The organism is Acinetobacter sp. GRABPA_MV_2, assembly GCF_056725885.1.
In genome coordinates this window covers 1-14,663 of the sequence record NZ_JBWZNA010000031.1, presented here as the reverse complement: position 1 = coordinate 14,663, position 14,663 = coordinate 1, and the positions used below count along the sequence as shown (strand labels likewise).

The 14,663-nt window shown below is 40.2% G+C and carries 15 protein-coding genes; 6 read left to right on the top strand and 9 right to left on the bottom strand.

Annotated features, from left to right (window positions below):
- The first annotated feature begins 17 nt into the window (after positions 1-17).
- The 4 genes from ACXM0J_RS17905 to ACXM0J_RS17890 all read left to right on the top strand — a co-directional run bounded on the left by ACXM0J_RS17905 (position 18) and on the right by ACXM0J_RS17890 (position 2,407).
- Complete coding sequence (locus ACXM0J_RS17905; RefSeq protein WP_002117827.1) at positions 18-377, top strand: roadblock/LC7 domain-containing protein; 360 nt, start codon at positions 18-20, stop codon at positions 375-377.
- Positions 378-460: 83 nt separating this feature from the next.
- Positions 461-1,426, top strand: a complete 966-nt coding sequence (locus ACXM0J_RS17900) for a hypothetical protein (RefSeq protein WP_086265542.1) — start codon at positions 461-463, stop codon at positions 1,424-1,426.
- Between the two features lie 8 nt (positions 1,427-1,434).
- On the top strand, positions 1,435-1,995 hold the full coding sequence (locus ACXM0J_RS17895; protein WP_068564864.1) for a GTP-binding protein: 561 nt from the start codon (positions 1,435-1,437) through the stop codon (positions 1,993-1,995).
- Complete coding sequence (locus ACXM0J_RS17890; RefSeq protein WP_086265543.1) at positions 1,988-2,407, top strand: roadblock/LC7 domain-containing protein; 420 nt, start codon at positions 1,988-1,990, stop codon at positions 2,405-2,407. Before ACXM0J_RS17895 ends, ACXM0J_RS17890 begins: the two co-directional genes overlap by 8 nt.
- 52 nt (positions 2,408-2,459) lie before the next feature.
- Here ACXM0J_RS17890 and ACXM0J_RS17885 read toward each other — a convergent pair whose 3' ends face one another.
- Genes ACXM0J_RS17885 through ACXM0J_RS17860 form a run of 6 tightly spaced genes read right to left on the bottom strand, consistent with a single transcriptional unit; the run spans position 2,460 to position 10,826 of the window.
- Positions 2,460-4,400: an acetyl/propionyl/methylcrotonyl-CoA carboxylase subunit alpha gene (locus ACXM0J_RS17885; RefSeq protein WP_086265544.1), complete on the bottom strand. Its 1,941-nt coding sequence runs from the start codon at positions 4,398-4,400 to the stop codon at positions 2,460-2,462.
- Between the two features lie 18 nt (positions 4,401-4,418).
- The gene (locus tag ACXM0J_RS17880; RefSeq protein WP_086265545.1) at positions 4,419-5,255 is read right to left on the bottom strand and encodes an enoyl-CoA hydratase/isomerase family protein; all 837 of its coding nucleotides are present in this window, start codon (positions 5,253-5,255) and stop codon (positions 4,419-4,421) included.
- Between the two features lie 10 nt (positions 5,256-5,265).
- Entirely contained in the window at positions 5,266-6,423 is a 1,158-nt protein-coding gene (locus ACXM0J_RS17875) for an acyl-CoA dehydrogenase family protein (protein WP_086265546.1), read from the bottom strand.
- A gap of 42 nt (positions 6,424-6,465) precedes the next feature.
- On the bottom strand, positions 6,466-8,079 hold the full coding sequence (locus tag ACXM0J_RS17870) for an acyl-CoA carboxylase subunit beta (RefSeq protein WP_086265547.1): 1,614 nt from the start codon (positions 8,077-8,079) through the stop codon (positions 6,466-6,468).
- Between the two features lie 9 nt (positions 8,080-8,088).
- Entirely contained in the window at positions 8,089-9,000 is a 912-nt protein-coding gene (locus ACXM0J_RS17865) for an SDR family oxidoreductase (RefSeq protein ID WP_199964147.1), read from the bottom strand.
- Positions 9,001-9,020: 20 nt separating this feature from the next.
- The gene (locus ACXM0J_RS17860; protein ID WP_086265549.1) at positions 9,021-10,826 is read right to left on the bottom strand and encodes an acyclic terpene utilization AtuA family protein; all 1,806 of its coding nucleotides are present in this window, start codon (positions 10,824-10,826) and stop codon (positions 9,021-9,023) included.
- A 180-nt stretch (positions 10,827-11,006) separates the two neighbouring features.
- Here ACXM0J_RS17860 and ACXM0J_RS17855 point away from each other — a divergent pair, with 180 nt between their 5' ends.
- Positions 11,007-11,606, top strand: a complete 600-nt coding sequence (locus ACXM0J_RS17855; protein WP_068564889.1) for a TetR/AcrR family transcriptional regulator — start codon at positions 11,007-11,009, stop codon at positions 11,604-11,606.
- Positions 11,603-12,121, top strand: coding sequence for a GNAT family N-acetyltransferase (locus ACXM0J_RS17850; RefSeq protein WP_086265550.1), 519 nt, complete (start codon positions 11,603-11,605; stop codon positions 12,119-12,121). Before ACXM0J_RS17855 ends, ACXM0J_RS17850 begins: the two co-directional genes overlap by 4 nt.
- A gap of 28 nt (positions 12,122-12,149) precedes the next feature.
- Here the strand turns inward: ACXM0J_RS17850 and ACXM0J_RS17845 are convergent, their stop codons facing one another.
- The 3 genes from ACXM0J_RS17845 to ACXM0J_RS17835 all read right to left on the bottom strand — a co-directional run bounded on the left by ACXM0J_RS17845 (position 12,150) and on the right by ACXM0J_RS17835 (position 14,583).
- Positions 12,150-13,313, bottom strand: coding sequence for an acyl-CoA dehydrogenase family protein (locus ACXM0J_RS17845; RefSeq protein ID WP_086265551.1), 1,164 nt, complete (start codon positions 13,311-13,313; stop codon positions 12,150-12,152).
- A gap of 141 nt (positions 13,314-13,454) precedes the next feature.
- Entirely contained in the window at positions 13,455-14,018 is a 564-nt protein-coding gene (locus tag ACXM0J_RS17840) for a DUF4256 domain-containing protein (RefSeq protein ID WP_086265552.1), read from the bottom strand.
- A 169-nt stretch (positions 14,019-14,187) separates the two neighbouring features.
- Complete coding sequence (locus ACXM0J_RS17835) at positions 14,188-14,583, bottom strand: putative signal transducing protein (RefSeq protein ID WP_086265553.1); 396 nt, start codon at positions 14,581-14,583, stop codon at positions 14,188-14,190.
- Between the last annotated feature and the right edge of the window lie 80 nt (positions 14,584-14,663).

Genomic DNA, 14,663 nt, shown 5'->3' with positions numbered 1-14,663 from the left:
ATCCTGAGAGATAAAAAATGGCTAAACTTTCTTTAGATAGCTTAACGACAATTGATGGTTTTATTGCTTCTGCACTTGTTGATTCAGAAAGTGGATTGTCACTTGCAACACAAGGTGGTGGGGAAATTGATTTAGAATTGGCTGCTGCTGGTAATACAGAAGTCATTCGCGCAAAGCGCAATGTAGCTAATGCATTGAAGTTAAATGATAATATTGAGGATATTTTAATTACCTTAGGTAAGGCTTACCATTTAATTCGACCTTTAGAAAGTAATAATAATTTGTTCCTTTACTTAGTACTCGACCGTAGCAAATCAAATTTGGCTATGGCTCGTCATGAGTTAAAGTCATTTGAAAAAGAGCTCGATTTCAGTTAAGTGATTTAGTTTATGCTCTTTATATTCATTATAAAGAGCATAAAAAATCATTATATCAATTTATAAAAATTTAAAATGATACTATGGATAGTCATTGCATAAATATTGCAGTTTCAGGTTTAAGCTTAAAAGTTTCAGATGAATTAAAAATATTAATCCGCAATCTAATATCAAATCAATATGGTATTAACTGGGTTAATATTTCCAGTAATCATATTGACTTATTAATCATTAACGAAAACTTTTTTGATGCAGATAATATTCAAAATATTCTTCACAAGAAAAAATTTCTTTATTTAAAAGTTACGAAAACAGCTTCAGAAAATAGAAATTCTATTTATGAACACACCTTACATCTACCAGTAGAAAAAACCGAACCTCTATTAGAATGGCTAGAGGACAATTTATTGTCCTCTTTAGATCAGAAAAACTTTGCTGTAGTTTCTGATTTATCAAATGAGTCTCCATTCATTGATAATAAATTTATAAGGAATTTGCACAGTTCAGAAAACCCTAGGCTACACATCTTTGATGATAAAGGTACTTTAGCGATTATTGATAATAGAACTCAAATTGCTTGGTTGGAGCCCTCTCGTCAAAAAACACAAACTAATATGAGCTTTAACTTTGCTTTTGCAAAAACATCTGATTTTACTAAGGTTTCTCGTAAAAAAGATTATTATGTACAAGACTGGTTATGGAATCTGATTTGGACTTCAAACAATTTTGAGAATCTAGCCTCGAAGGATAGTTATTTTAAAATTGACTATTGGCCACAACCCTATCAAAAAGAATATAGAAAAGTGAGCCTACAACTCTCTGCTTGCTTTATACAGGGAGCAAAAATTACTGATGTGGCTAACCAGCTTAACATGTCAATTGATGATGTCTTGCACTTTGTTACAGCTTGCTTAATGGCAAATAATGGAAAATTTATTTCTGCGAATAAATGTGCTTACACACCAAATTTTTATTTAGAAAATTCAAATACAGACAATCATTTTTTTAAAAATTTTATAGGGAAGATTAGACGGCGTTTTGGTCTTTAAGGGAAGTTATGATTATACAGCAATATAAAATTGTCTTTGCAGGTAGTATGGGGGCAGGTAAAACAGAAGCGATTAAATCGCTATCTGAAATTCCAATTCTGGAAACAGAAGCATTCAACACTGATGTACAGAGCCACCAGAAAACCCAGACCACTGTAGGCATTGATTATGGTGAAATTACTTTAGATGATGGAATCAAAATCGGACTCTATGGCACCCCGGGACAAAGCCGTTTTGATTTTATATGGTCGGTCATTTGTGAAGGTGCAATCGGTGTTATTTTATTATTAGATCATAATAGTTCGAACCCAATTGCTGAGCTAGAAAGCTACTTAGAAACCTTTAAAAATTACAATGATAATATTGCGATTGGTATTACTCATGTTGACGAAAATAAAGAGTCATCACTTCAACAATATCGCAATTGGATAAAAGCAAAAGGATTACCGTATCCGTTGTTTTTTATTGATGCACGTGAGGAAGAACAAATTTTAATGATGGTTGAATCATTAATTGCATCACTTGAAATTAAGGTAGGCCAAATATCTCAAGGGAATGATCATGCTTAGTATCCCAGCTCAAAAACGAACCGCTCCAACACAGTTACTACAACTTGCAAAAAATGAAGCTCATAATATTTTGATGAATACACGAGGTGTAGACTTTGTGATGATTTGCTCTTCTGATGGTTTTGAATTAGCGACCGTAAGTCATAAAAACTACCGTAACACTACAAAATTAGCAGCAGTGAGTAGCTCAATTTTGGCAATGGTCACTGCATTTTTAAAAGAGATTCAACTCACTGGTTGTAACAACATTACTTTAGATGCAGATAATGGCAAAGCTATTCTGACCGCTATTCCTGCTGTTCATCACCCGATGGTTATGGTTACGCTAAGCAATAAAGAGGTTCTTTTAGGACAACTATTATATAGTCTAAAAAAAGCAAGTCTGTTAATTGCGGAAGCTGATGGCGAATAAATCAGGACTCCTCATTTAAAATAAATACCGCTCTATATGAACGGTATTTTTATTAGATTTGAATAGTAAATAACATTTGCCTTTTTTTTACTTGCTGGCCTTGCTGGCCTAAAACCTCTTTCACTACACCATCAACATCAGCTTTAATCTGTTGCTGAATTTTCATGGCCTCAAGAACTAATAAAGTTTGGCCTTTCATTACTTGATCACCTTTATTGACCAAAATATTCACCACAGCGCCATCCATGGGCGCACGAATTTTGCCATCACCGGCTACATCGGCAACTTCTGGTGCTGTATAAGTCACATTGCGAATCAGAACATTACCATTATTCTGATCTAAATAAAGCTGCTCTCCATCCAATACGTATTGCACACGGCGGCGCACGCCATTCAACAGATAGATCAATTGTTCTGCTGTTTTTTCAACAACCTCAATACTTACGGTTTGCTCACAGAGTTGTACCGTAAACGTGTTATTTACAGATGAAAGCTGTAATTGGATACTCTGATCATCACATTTCAACCTCAAAGGTAAGGGCACGCCAAGACCTGTTTGCCATGCCCCAGTTCCTTTACTTTGGCTAAATAATGCTGCAGCAATGGCTAAGCTTTCTAAAGATAAAACCTGCTTATTTAGACTACTATCATCTTGAAAATGCTGCTGAATAAATGCGGTATTGGTATCACCGGCCACAACAACTGGATGACGCAGTAAATTGACCAAGAACTGCTTATTGCTATTTACACCCAGAAAAACACAGTCATCGACGGCACGCGCCAATAAACGAATTGCATCCTCACGGGTTTTACCGTATGCAATCACCTTCGCCACCATCGGATCATAAAATGGACTGACTTCATCAGTTGCTAACATGCCATGATCGATTCGTACATTTGGCAAATTTGCAGGCTTCCAGCGTAAGACTTGACCAGTTTGAGGCAAAAAATCCTGACGCGGGTCTTCTGCATACAAACGCACTTCAATTGCATGTCCAGTTAAGGTCAACTCATGTTGTTTTAAAGGTAACTGTTCACCATTGGCAACACGTAACTGCCATTCAACCAAGTCTAATCCTGTAATAAGTTCAGTGACCGGATGCTCTACCTGCAAACGAGTATTCATCTCCAAAAAGTAAAATGCACCCGATGCATCTAGCAAAAATTCAACTGTCCCTGCCCCCACATAAGCACATGCTTTCGCTGCTGCCACTGCAGCCTCACCCATTTGCTGGCGTAGTTCAGGCGTCATCACTGGACACGGTGCCTCTTCAACAACTTTCTGATGACGACGCTGGATCGAACAATCGCGCTCAAACAAATACACATAGTTGCCATGTGTATCGCCAAAAACCTGAATTTCGACATGGCGCGGAGCAATGACTGCTTTTTCTAAAATAAGCTCGCCTGAACCAAAGGCATTTTCAGCTTCTGAACGTGCTGTTTGTAATGCCTCAATCAATTCAGATGCTTGTTGTACCAAACGCATGCCACGACCGCCGCCACCCGCAGAAGCTTTAACCATCAAAGGAAAGCCAATTTGCTCTGCTTGTGTAGCCAAATATTCAAGGTCTTGTCGCTCATCTTCATAACCTGGCACACAAGGAACACCAGCTTTGATCATGGCAATTTTGGAGAGGCGTTTACTGCCCATTAACTCAATTGCTGAAGCGGTTGGCCCAATAAAGGTAATCTGATTGTCGATACACGCCTGAGCAAATTCAGTATTTTCCGACAAAAAGCCATAACCGGGGTGAACTGCATCCGCCCCTGTTTTTTTGCAAGCTTCAATAATTTTAGCGATAGAGAGATAAGACTCCGATACTTTTGAAGCACCGATATAAACAGCTTCATCCGCCTCTTGCACATGGCGAGCATGACGGTCAGCATCGGAATAAACTGCGACAGTCTGATAGCCCATGGCTTTGGCTGTCTGCATAACTCGAACTGCAATTTCACCACGATTGGCAACCAGTACTTTTGAAAATTTCATTATTTTTATCCTTATCGCTTATGACTCATCGGCCCAATTTGGCAATCGTTTCTGGATAAAAGCCATCGTTCCCTCTTGTCCTTCAGCACCACCAACCGTTTGAGCGAACTGCTGTGCAGCATCATTAAGCAATTCATTTAAATTTTCATTGAGCATTCGATGTAACAATGCTTTAGTTACACGCGAAGCCTCTGGTGCTGCTCGTTTAATGTGCTGAATGGTTTCCTGTAAAGCTTGTTCAAGTTCGATTTCATTATGTGCAATTTGATGAACCACACCAACACTCAGTGCAGTATGTCCTTCAAAACGCATACCGAGTAAAGCAAGTCGGCGTGCCTGAGTCAGGCCAATACGTTTCACCACAAAAGGAGCAATTTGCGCAGGAATCACCCCAAGCCCTGTTTCAGGTAAACCAAACTGAGTATTGTCACGGCTAATCGCAACATCTGAAACACAAGCCAGACCAAAACCACCACCTAACACCGCACCCTCTAAAATCACCACAACAGTCTGCGGTGCAGCTTCGACTTGCTCAAGCATGGCGCCAAAACGACGATTAAAATCCACATAAGGTTGTAAGCTACCAACATTGGCTGCTTCAACACGCAAAGCCGCCATGTCTTTAATGTCACCACCTGCACAAAAAGACCCGCCTTCACCACGGATAATCACTGCACGAATTGAAAGGTCATCACGAATGGCAGTAAAAACTTGTTGAATGGCATTCACCATATTCAAGTTCATGGCATTGCGGCTCTCCGGTCGATTTAACCAGAGATATAAAATACTGCCGTCTTGTTCCAATTGAATGCTGTCATCAATATCTATAGCTTGTAGAGAAGTCGAAAGTGTCATGGCTGATTCCTTATTTTTGTTTTTTTGGCAAGATATCCATAAGTTTGCAGATAATCCCCAACATAATCTCATCTGCCCCACCACCAATAGATCCTAAGCGACCATCACGGTACAACTGTGATGCAGGGTTATCCCACATAAAGCCATTGCCGCCCCAATATTGCAAACAGCTATCAGCAACTTCACGAGTTAAACGTCCTGCTTTGAGTTTTGCCATAGAAGCCAGCTTGGTTACATCTTCACCCGCAATGTGCTGTTCACACGCTTGGTAGGTTAATGCTTTAAGCGCTTCCACTTCGGTCATAAGTTCAGCAAAACGGAAATGAATATATTGGTTATTAATGAGTGGCTGACCAAAAGTGGTACGCTCTTTGGTGTAGTCGATGGTCTTTTGGATTAAATTTTCCAACCCGCCAATGGCATTGGCACAAGCCCATAGGCGCTCTTCCTGAAATTGCATCATCTGCATCATAAAGCCCATACCTTCAACACCCACCAGATTACGCTGAGGTACACGGACATTGTCCAAATAAACTTGAGCGGTCGTTGTTGAACGCATACCTAATTTATTCAGCGGTTCTGAAAAACTAATCCCTTTAGTGTTTGCTGGTACAATAATCATCGACTTATTAACGTGAGGTTTATCATCAGATGTGTTGGCTAAAAGACAAAAGAAATCAGCCTGCAAGGAGTTGGTAATCCACATTTTGCTGCCATTAATGACATAGTCATCGCCCTCCTTTTTAGCAGTTGTTTTAATGGCTGCCACATCCGAACCGGCATGCACTTCCGATACCGCAATTGAGGCAACATATTCTCCAGCAATGGCTGGCGTTAAAAACTCATCACGTAATTCTTTGCTGCCAAAACGCGCCAAAGCAGGTGTTGCCATATCCGTTTGTACACCAATAGCTAAAGGCACACCACCACACGCTGCACGACCAATTTCTTCGGCAACCACAAGGTTATAAGAATAGTCTAGAGCCAAACCGCCATTTTCTTCAGGCTTACAAATCCCTAATAAGCCGAGATCGCCCATCTTTTTAAATACATTATGAATTGGGAATTGCCCTGCTTCTTCCCATTCCGGAATATGTGGATTCAGCTCATTTTGAACAAATTGATGTGCTGTGCGACGTAATGCTTCATGTTCAGCAGTAAATTTCATTGTGTTATTCCTATTAATTTTTTTAATTGCGGTAAAGGTTGATTAAAAACGGGACACACCAAAACGGGTTGGATTTAGCTCTCGTTGCTGTGCTTCATAAATTGTCTGTAAAAGGAAAATTAATAATTTTCGGGTATCTCGCGGATCGATAATGCCATCATCATGTAACATGGCCGTATTAAAAAGCGCGGTAGATTGCTGCTCCAATTTCATCGCAGTGCTTTGCTCAAGAAAATCGAGCATTTGCGGATTCGGTTCCTGACCAGAAGCTTTTTGTTTTCCTTCTGCCACAATGCGTAGCACCTTTCCAGCCTGTGCAGATCCCATGACAGCAACATGCGAATTTGGCCAAGCAAAGATAAAATCTGGCGATAAGCTCCGACCACACATCGCGTAGTTACCTGCACCATATGAGCCTGCCACAACAATAGAAATTTTAGGTACGGTACAATTCGCAACAGCTTGAATCAGTTTCGAGCCATGCTTGATAATGCCATTTTGTTCAGCATCGGTTCCCACCATAAAACCTGTGGTGTTATGCAAGAACAATAATGGACGTTTAGTCTGCTCACACAGGTGTATAAACTGAGCTGCTTTCGCCGCTCCTTGAGGCGTAATCGGACCATTATTGGTAATAATACCAATATGCAAACCACCAATTTTTGCCCAACCACATACCGTTAAATCATCATATTCCTGTTTAAATTCTAGAAAATCTGAATCATCAATAATGCGCGCAACCACTTCTTTCATGTTAAATGGTTGTTTGGGGTCGTTTGGAATCACACCCAACAGTTCCTCGGTATCATAACGAGGTTCTTTATATGTCGTTTCAACTGATTTGATTTGTTCTTTCCAGTTCAGATGTTCAAAAATTTCACGTGCAAGTCGAATACCATCAGCATCATTTTCAGCCAAATATTCTGCTGTTCCAGCGACCTGCGCATGCATTTCTGCACCGCCCAATTCCTCCGCTGTAGCCACTTCACCCGTGGCAGCCAGAAGTAACGGGGGGCCTGCAAGAAGCATTTCGGTTTGTTTGCGTACAGCAATGACATAATCCGAAAGACCTGGTTGATAAGCTCCTCCTGCCGTTGCATTCCCATGTACCACTGCAAGTTGTGGAATACCTGCCGCAGATAAACGTGCTTGATTGGCAAAGGTCATACCGCCATATGTAAATACTTCAGCTGCATAATTTAAGTTGGCACCGCCACTTTCGGTCAGCGTAATCAGCGGGAGTTTTTGTTCCAAAGCAATTTTTTGCAAACGCAGTGTTTTCTGTACACCCATAGGAGACATGGTCCCACCTTTAATTGCACTATTACTTGCTGAGACCAAACAGCGCACATCACTGACAAAACCAATGCCGGCAATTACGCCACCACCAGCTTCCGAACCATCTTTATCATCATGCATGTTGTAGCCAACCAAACCGCATAGTTCGATAAAAGGAGAATCTGCATCGAGTAATAACCGTACACGCTCATGCGGCAAAATCTTGCCTTTCTTGTCAAACTTCGCTCTGGCAGCATAAGACTTATCAATGCTTTTTTGTTGAATTGCACGGACTTCACTCAGCTGAGCAAGCAGTGCCTCTTTATTCTTTTGATACTGTTCACTACCAACAGTAATTTCGGATTGAAGAATGGTCATTTTTATTCCTCACTCCAAACCTGAATTATTGTTGTGCTCGACGTTTTCAGTTTTATCTTTTTTAAAAATTTCAGGAATAAACGCGCGATGGAAACCATTATAAGACTGACTATTTGTCGCTTCGGCTAGTGGATACATGCGTGTCCCTTGCGATGCAGCACCATCAATACGCAAAGTTACACCGGACACAAAAGCTGCGGCATCAGAGAGTAAATAACAAATTGCCGATGAAACTTCAGACTCTGTTCCCATACGTTTTAATGGTACATTGCCAGCAAGACTTGGAATAATCACTTTGGCAAAATCACCGCTATAATTATCCATCCCTGATGACACAATCCACCCCGGTGCAACAGCATTTACTCGAACGCCCGATTTACCCCATTCAACCGATGCTGTTTTAGTAAGGTTATCCACCCCTGAACGTGCTGCACCCGAGTGCCCCATTCCCGGCATACCACCCCACATATCGGCAGTCATATTGACAATACTGCCGCCATGTTTTGCCATCCATTGGTTATAAGCTTCACGCATCAGGTAAAATGTTGAGTGCAAGTTATTACGTATAACGGCATCAAAACCATTAGCAGAAATACTTTCCAAGGCAGATGGAAACTGACCGCCCGCATTGTTCACCAAACCATCCAATCTACCGAATTTTTCAATCACCTCGGCAATCATATTTTTGACTTGTTCTTCTTCACGGTTATCACAGACGATAGAATGGACTAAACCGCCATCTTCTATAATTTCTTGGCTCACCTTTTCCAGTTTTTCAATTTTGCGGCCTGTAATCACCACTTGCGCACCCAAAGCGGCAAGCTCATGTGCCGTACAACGGCCTATTCCAGAGCCGCCACCCGTCACGATCACCACTTTATTAGCAAAAGCATCAGGTCTAAAAATTGATTGATAACTCATCTTTATTTCATCCATTCATTTTATTTTTCTAAAAGATTTGCCGGAACTTTGACAGGCATATCCAATAACTGTTGGGCAAAGGCTTTGCCTTGCGGATCGATACGTAAGCTTGCAACACCACCACCACCTAAGGCATTTTCCAGCATAAAATTCAGCGCATTTAAACCCGGTAACTCATAACGAATTACGCGTCCTTTCTCTGCATCCAAAACATGTTGCATATAGCTTGCAACAGCCTGTTCAGTCAGTGCTGCACGAATCCACGGTAAATAGTCTGCTTTACGTGCAATCACCCCGATGTTGCTATGATTGCCTTTATCACCACTGCGAGCATGCGCAATTTCAATCAAAGGAACTTCAATTTCATTTCCTTGATACATTGCACTTTCACCAGTTGCTAAAGTATTGATTTGTTGTGTAGATATGCTCTGAGGAATTTCAACAGCGTGGCGTTGGCCATCAAGATCAATTTCAACATGGACCTGATTTTTATCAATTAAAAATGAAAATAATTTAACAACTGGCGATGCTTTTGGACGACCACCCACAATCCCAGCCAAGGCTGGAGCCATACCGGTAGAGGCCTGCGCAATTTCTGATGCAAAGAACATACAAGCTTCTTTAAACATGTGCTTCACAGCTATTTTGACCACAACTTCACGGCTATTTAAAGCCTGGGCATGGTCACCATAGGTACTTTCAATACCTAAAATTTCAACAGACTTTTCACTAAATGGCGGCACTGAGCGCATTGCTAAAACACGTTCGCACTTAGTCAAAATCGCATCAGCAATGACTTGTGCTTTTTGTGGTGCCTCACGTCCTGCAATGAGGAAACTCACTAAAACCCGATAACCATCAAGATAGGTCGCGCTGACTTTATATTGTGTAGTTGGTGCTTGCCCTTTTGCACCCGTCACACGAACTCGGTGCTCCCCGACTTGCTCTAAATGCACGTGGCTGAAATCAGCAATTACATCGGGTAGTAAATATGCTTGAGGATTGCCAATTTCATAAACAATTTGCTCAGCAACCGTAGCAGCTGAAACCAGACCACCAGTCCCCTGTGGTTTGGTTACAACAAATGAACCATCTTCACTCACTTCAACCACTGGAAAACCCATATTGTCAAAGCCTTGTACCAAATGCCAATCGGTGAAATTGCCGCCTGTACATTGGGCACCGCACTCAATCACATGCCCTGCCAACGAACCTTGTGCCAATTTGCCATAGTCATCTAAAGACCATTTATACTCATATAACAAAGGTGCAAGCACCACAGCCGAATCGACGACACGGCCCGTAATCACAATATCTGCCCCCAAATCCAAAGCATCACGAATAGCCACTGCTCCAAGATAGGCATTACTGCTCGCTACTTGTTCGGGTAAAGGTTCATCACTAAACATTTCCTGAATATTTCGCTGCTTAAGCTGCTCATGTTTTGGTAAAAGATCATCACCTAAAACCACAGCAATTTTCAGGTCTAAGCCATACTCTTTAATAATTTTTTGCAAGGCATCGCGGCAAGCCAATGGATTAACACCACCAGCATTACTAATCACCTTAATCTTTTTTTCTGCAATTTTTTTAAGTAGAGGTGCCATCACCCGACTGACAAAATCCAAAGCATAACCATGCTTTGGCTCGACCATCATCGCTTTTGCCATAATCGACATGGTGATTTCTGACAAATAATCAAAGACTAAGTAATTAATATCGGCTAAATGCACCAATTGGAAAGCCGCAGTGTTGGTGTCCCCCCAAAAACCTGAGGCACAACCTATTTTTACGACACGCCCATCATCCTGCTGATTACTTGTCATTTCATTTCTCATTATTCTGTATAAAAATTACGCTCAACCATACCAAGCAAGCGCTTGGTTTGTAAAGTGCAAAATGTTATTGTAGTAATGACTAAAACTTCCAAACTCAATCATGTTTAGAAATGTACTGAGATTTGGTGAATATTTCGATTCATATTTTTTACAGGTTCACGTTTTCGTATGATTGCTACCTCAATTGAACAGATTCCCAATATCTCCTGTTTTGATGACAGCCCGCGTGGACGTCTACTACAAGGTGCTGCATACCTATTTCATAAACAAGGTTATGACAAAACTACAGTTCGTGAACTCGCTCAATTCATTGGTATTCAATCTGGCAGCTTGTTCCACCACTTCAAAAGTAAAGATGACATCCTTGCTCATGTAATGGAACAAACCATCATTTATAATCTTGCCCGTTTAACAGATGCCGCTACACAGACAAAAGATCCAGAACAACAATTGCGTGCTCTTATTAAAGCCGAACTCATCTCAATTACAGGAGATACTGGTGCAGCCATGGCCGTCTTGGTATACGAATGGTTTGCGCTGTCCAAAGAAAAACAGGATTACCTTTTAAAAATGCGTAATGAATATGAGCAAATCTGGCTCGACATCATCGAAAAGTTACGCGCACAAGGTAAAGTCAAACATGATGCATTTATTTGGCGACGTTTGATTGGCGGTGCGATTTCATGGACTGTGACGTGGTATAAATCCGAAGGGAAAGTCAAAATTGATGAATTGACTGAAATGGTCTGGGAGATGGCATTAAAATGAGTTTAGTCTATTTGCGTAAACCCAAGAAAATTGACCTTGTAGAGATTCAAGCAGCCTATGAACGTAGTGTTCAATTACACCAACCTTGGACATATCCACCAGCCGACTTTCAAATATATCTAGAACAAGAGCACCGCTATTTTGTCTGCTTAACTCAAGATCACAGTATTGTAGGAACTTTTAATATCTCTAATATCATTAGAGGTCATTTCTATTCAGCTTACTTGGGTTATGAAGCATTCCACCCCTATCAAGGTCGTGGCTACATGAAACGAGGGCTAAAGTTATTGCTCAAAGAGGCCTTTGAAAAACTAAACTTGCATCGGCTTGAAGCGAATATACAACCTGACAACATCGCGTCAATTCAACTGGTTGCCAATGCCGGTTTCATAAAAGAAGGCTTTTCTCGCCAATATCTTCGTGTTGGCGGAAAAACTTGGAAAGATCATGAGAGATGGGCAATTTTAAACGAACAATGGGTTGATCCGTTACAACTAATACTCGAAGAAGATTAGGCAGTACAAAACCACCTAATCCATAATATCAGTAACCGAGCTGCTTACTAATCAAATCTTTCATAATTTCTTCAGCACCGCCACCAATCATATTCACCTTCACTTCACGGTAAATACGCTCAGATTTTGTCCCACGCATAAAGCCCATACCACCTAAAGTTTGCACGGCAGCATCAGCACAAAATTGCATAGTGCGAGTAGCAACATTTTTAAGCATTGAAATTTGTGCCACCAACTCAGGCCCTTGTAACTTCGGCTGAGTCATTTTCCATGCAGTTTCTTCAAGTAATGCCCGTATTGAGGTCAATTGTGTTGCCATATCCACCAATTTATGACGCACTACTTGATGATCAATCAATCGCTTACCAAAGGTCTTGCGCTGCTGTGCCCAATCCAAAGCTTCTTCATAACACACCAATGCATAGCCATAAGCCACTACACCTAAGAAAAACCGCTCCATATTAAAGTTATTCATAATCACTTTAAAACCGGCATTTTCTTTACCCAGTAAATTTGATGCAGGGACTCGTACTTGATCAAAATACAAATGTGCTGTATCTGAAGCCCACCACCCCATTTTCTTTAAAGGTGTCTTAGTAATTCCCTCACTGTGCGCATCAACTAGCAACATTGAGATACCTTCAGCACCCATTTTTGTCGGATCTGTTCGTACTGCAACTGTATAGTAGTCTGCACGAATCCCCGATGTAATAAAGGTCTTCTCACCAGAAACAATATAATAATCACCGTCTCTGACAGCCTTGGTCTGTAATGCAGCGACGTCTGACCCTCCGCCCGGTTCTGTAATCGCCAATGCTGAAATCTTTTCACCAGAAATAATACCTGGCAGGACTCTAGCCTTTAACTCCTCACTTCCAAAATGCTGAATCGGTGGTGCCCCAATTGTGTGTACCATGAGTGAAATATGTACTCCACCCGAACCAGCTTTTGCCATTTCTACACCAGCCAGTAATGAATAAAATGGATCTGCATCAGGAATACCGCCATATTCCTCAGAAAAACCTAAGCCTAATAGACCAATTTCAGCAGCCTTTTTATATAGATCTCTTGGGAAAGTCTCTGCCTCATCCCATTCATTAACAAAAGGAGCCATTTCTTTTTGTACAAAACGACGAACATTATCAGCAAAAGCAATATGTTGTTCATTATAGTAAATTGGGTTTAATTGCATTTCTACAGATGTCCTGATGTTTTTATTTAATTCCAGAACATATCTTGTCATGTTTGCCATCAATCAAAAGTTGCAAGAATCTCCATTTTCTTGGCATAAAACATCAAAGCCTCTTCTTTTTATTCAAATACAATGCAATGCCTATACTCTTAAGCAACAACGAAAACCACGGGCAGCATAATAAGACTGCGCTCCATTATGATAAATAAAGACACGGCCATATCGACGATCAGCAAAAAGTGCTCCATCTAGTTTACGAATCTCATTTGGGGTTTTGAGCCAACTTGATGTTTTAAGATCAAACTCTTCAATTTCTTGTAATTGGTAATATTGCTCTTCTGTTAAAAGCTCAACTCCCATTTCCTTAGCTACATCTATTGCGCTATTTTTTGGAGGATGATCTTTTCTAGATTCTAGGGCCTCGCGATCATAGCAAAGGCTTCTACGACCTTTAGGTGTCTCAAGAGAGCAATCTACAAATAAATATTCATCTTTCTGCTGATCATAAGCAATAACATCAGGCTCTCCTCCTGTATTTTCCATTTCCAGCAATGATCGCAATTTATCAGGATCTTTAATTAGTTTATTTTGCACATCCAACCAATTCATTTCTTGATGACGATGTGTGTTCTTTGCAAATCTATTTTTTAATAGTTCAATTAAAACCTCTATTTGTTCTGGAGATAACTGGTTTTTAGTTGTCATGGATAAGTCCTTATATTTCTTAAACTTAACATCCTCAAAATAATAGATTTTCTTTCTTTAATATCTAGCTCTTCTCTGCCTAGAACATTAATTACAGAGATAGAACTAAATTCAATATCTCTACATTAGGTTCCATAATTAAGATAATCAATAATCTTTTACTATATATTTAATTCCAAAAGTGTCCACAACGCTTACATCTATTACCATTTCTAAAAGAAAATAAAGGTAGGCCGAAAAACATAAACGCTAAAAAGGCAGATTTTTTTCCTTTATTATTAACTTCTATATCCGAGCTTCCACACTTAGGGCAATATTCTTGATTCTCCCCGAACTTTTGTTCAAGCTCGTCACTAAAGTCTTTTTCAAGAAATGACTTTGCTTCATCAACATAGTTCTCTGGAACTAACAAACGAACCCCACCTAAAGCATTAGAATAAAACCAATCCATATTAATTGTATGCTCATTTTCAATATAAACAGGAATTCCAAATGCTTCTAGTTGAGTCTTTGCAATTTGTGCCTCATAAGGAAACGAGAAAGTTTTAACTACGGTCCATTGCATATTAAATTTCTAATTAGTTAAATAATTTTAGAGTAGCTTTATTTCTTTATAATTTGAATTAATTTTAATATTTAAAGAAT

What these genes read in the sequence shown, in the direction of transcription:
- ACXM0J_RS17840 (WP_086265552.1), bottom strand. Translation starts at nt 14,018, where the DNA reads ATGACAACTAAAAACCAGTTATCTCCAGAACAAATAGAGGTTTTAATT.
- ACXM0J_RS17870 (WP_086265547.1), bottom strand. Translation starts at nt 8,079, where the DNA reads ATGACCATTCTTCAATCCGAAATTACTGTTGGTAGTGAACAGTATCAA.
- ACXM0J_RS17855 (WP_068564889.1), top strand. Translation starts at nt 11,007, where the DNA reads ATGATTGCTACCTCAATTGAACAGATTCCCAATATCTCCTGTTTTGAT.
- ACXM0J_RS17890 (WP_086265543.1), top strand. Translation starts at nt 1,988, where the DNA reads ATGCTTAGTATCCCAGCTCAAAAACGAACCGCTCCAACACAGTTACTA.
- ACXM0J_RS17900 (WP_086265542.1), top strand. Translation starts at nt 461, where the DNA reads ATGGATAGTCATTGCATAAATATTGCAGTTTCAGGTTTAAGCTTAAAA.
- ACXM0J_RS17865 (WP_199964147.1), bottom strand. Translation starts at nt 9,000, where the DNA reads ATGAGTTATCAATCAATTTTTAGACCTGATGCTTTTGCTAATAAAGTG.
- ACXM0J_RS17845 (WP_086265551.1), bottom strand. Translation starts at nt 13,313, where the DNA reads ATGCAATTAAACCCAATTTACTATAATGAACAACATATTGCTTTTGCT.
- ACXM0J_RS17860 (WP_086265549.1), bottom strand. Translation starts at nt 10,826, where the DNA reads ATGACAAGTAATCAGCAGGATGATGGGCGTGTCGTAAAAATAGGTTGT.
- ACXM0J_RS17850 (WP_086265550.1), top strand. Translation starts at nt 11,603, where the DNA reads ATGAGTTTAGTCTATTTGCGTAAACCCAAGAAAATTGACCTTGTAGAG.
- ACXM0J_RS17885 (WP_086265544.1), bottom strand. Translation starts at nt 4,400, where the DNA reads ATGAAATTTTCAAAAGTACTGGTTGCCAATCGTGGTGAAATTGCAGTT.
- ACXM0J_RS17835 (WP_086265553.1), bottom strand. Translation starts at nt 14,583, where the DNA reads ATGCAATGGACCGTAGTTAAAACTTTCTCGTTTCCTTATGAGGCACAA.
- ACXM0J_RS17875 (WP_086265546.1), bottom strand. Translation starts at nt 6,423, where the DNA reads ATGAAATTTACTGCTGAACATGAAGCATTACGTCGCACAGCACATCAA.
- ACXM0J_RS17880 (WP_086265545.1), bottom strand. Translation starts at nt 5,255, where the DNA reads ATGACACTTTCGACTTCTCTACAAGCTATAGATATTGATGACAGCATT.
- ACXM0J_RS17905 (WP_002117827.1), top strand. Translation starts at nt 18, where the DNA reads ATGGCTAAACTTTCTTTAGATAGCTTAACGACAATTGATGGTTTTATT.
- ACXM0J_RS17895 (WP_068564864.1), top strand. Translation starts at nt 1,435, where the DNA reads ATGATTATACAGCAATATAAAATTGTCTTTGCAGGTAGTATGGGGGCA.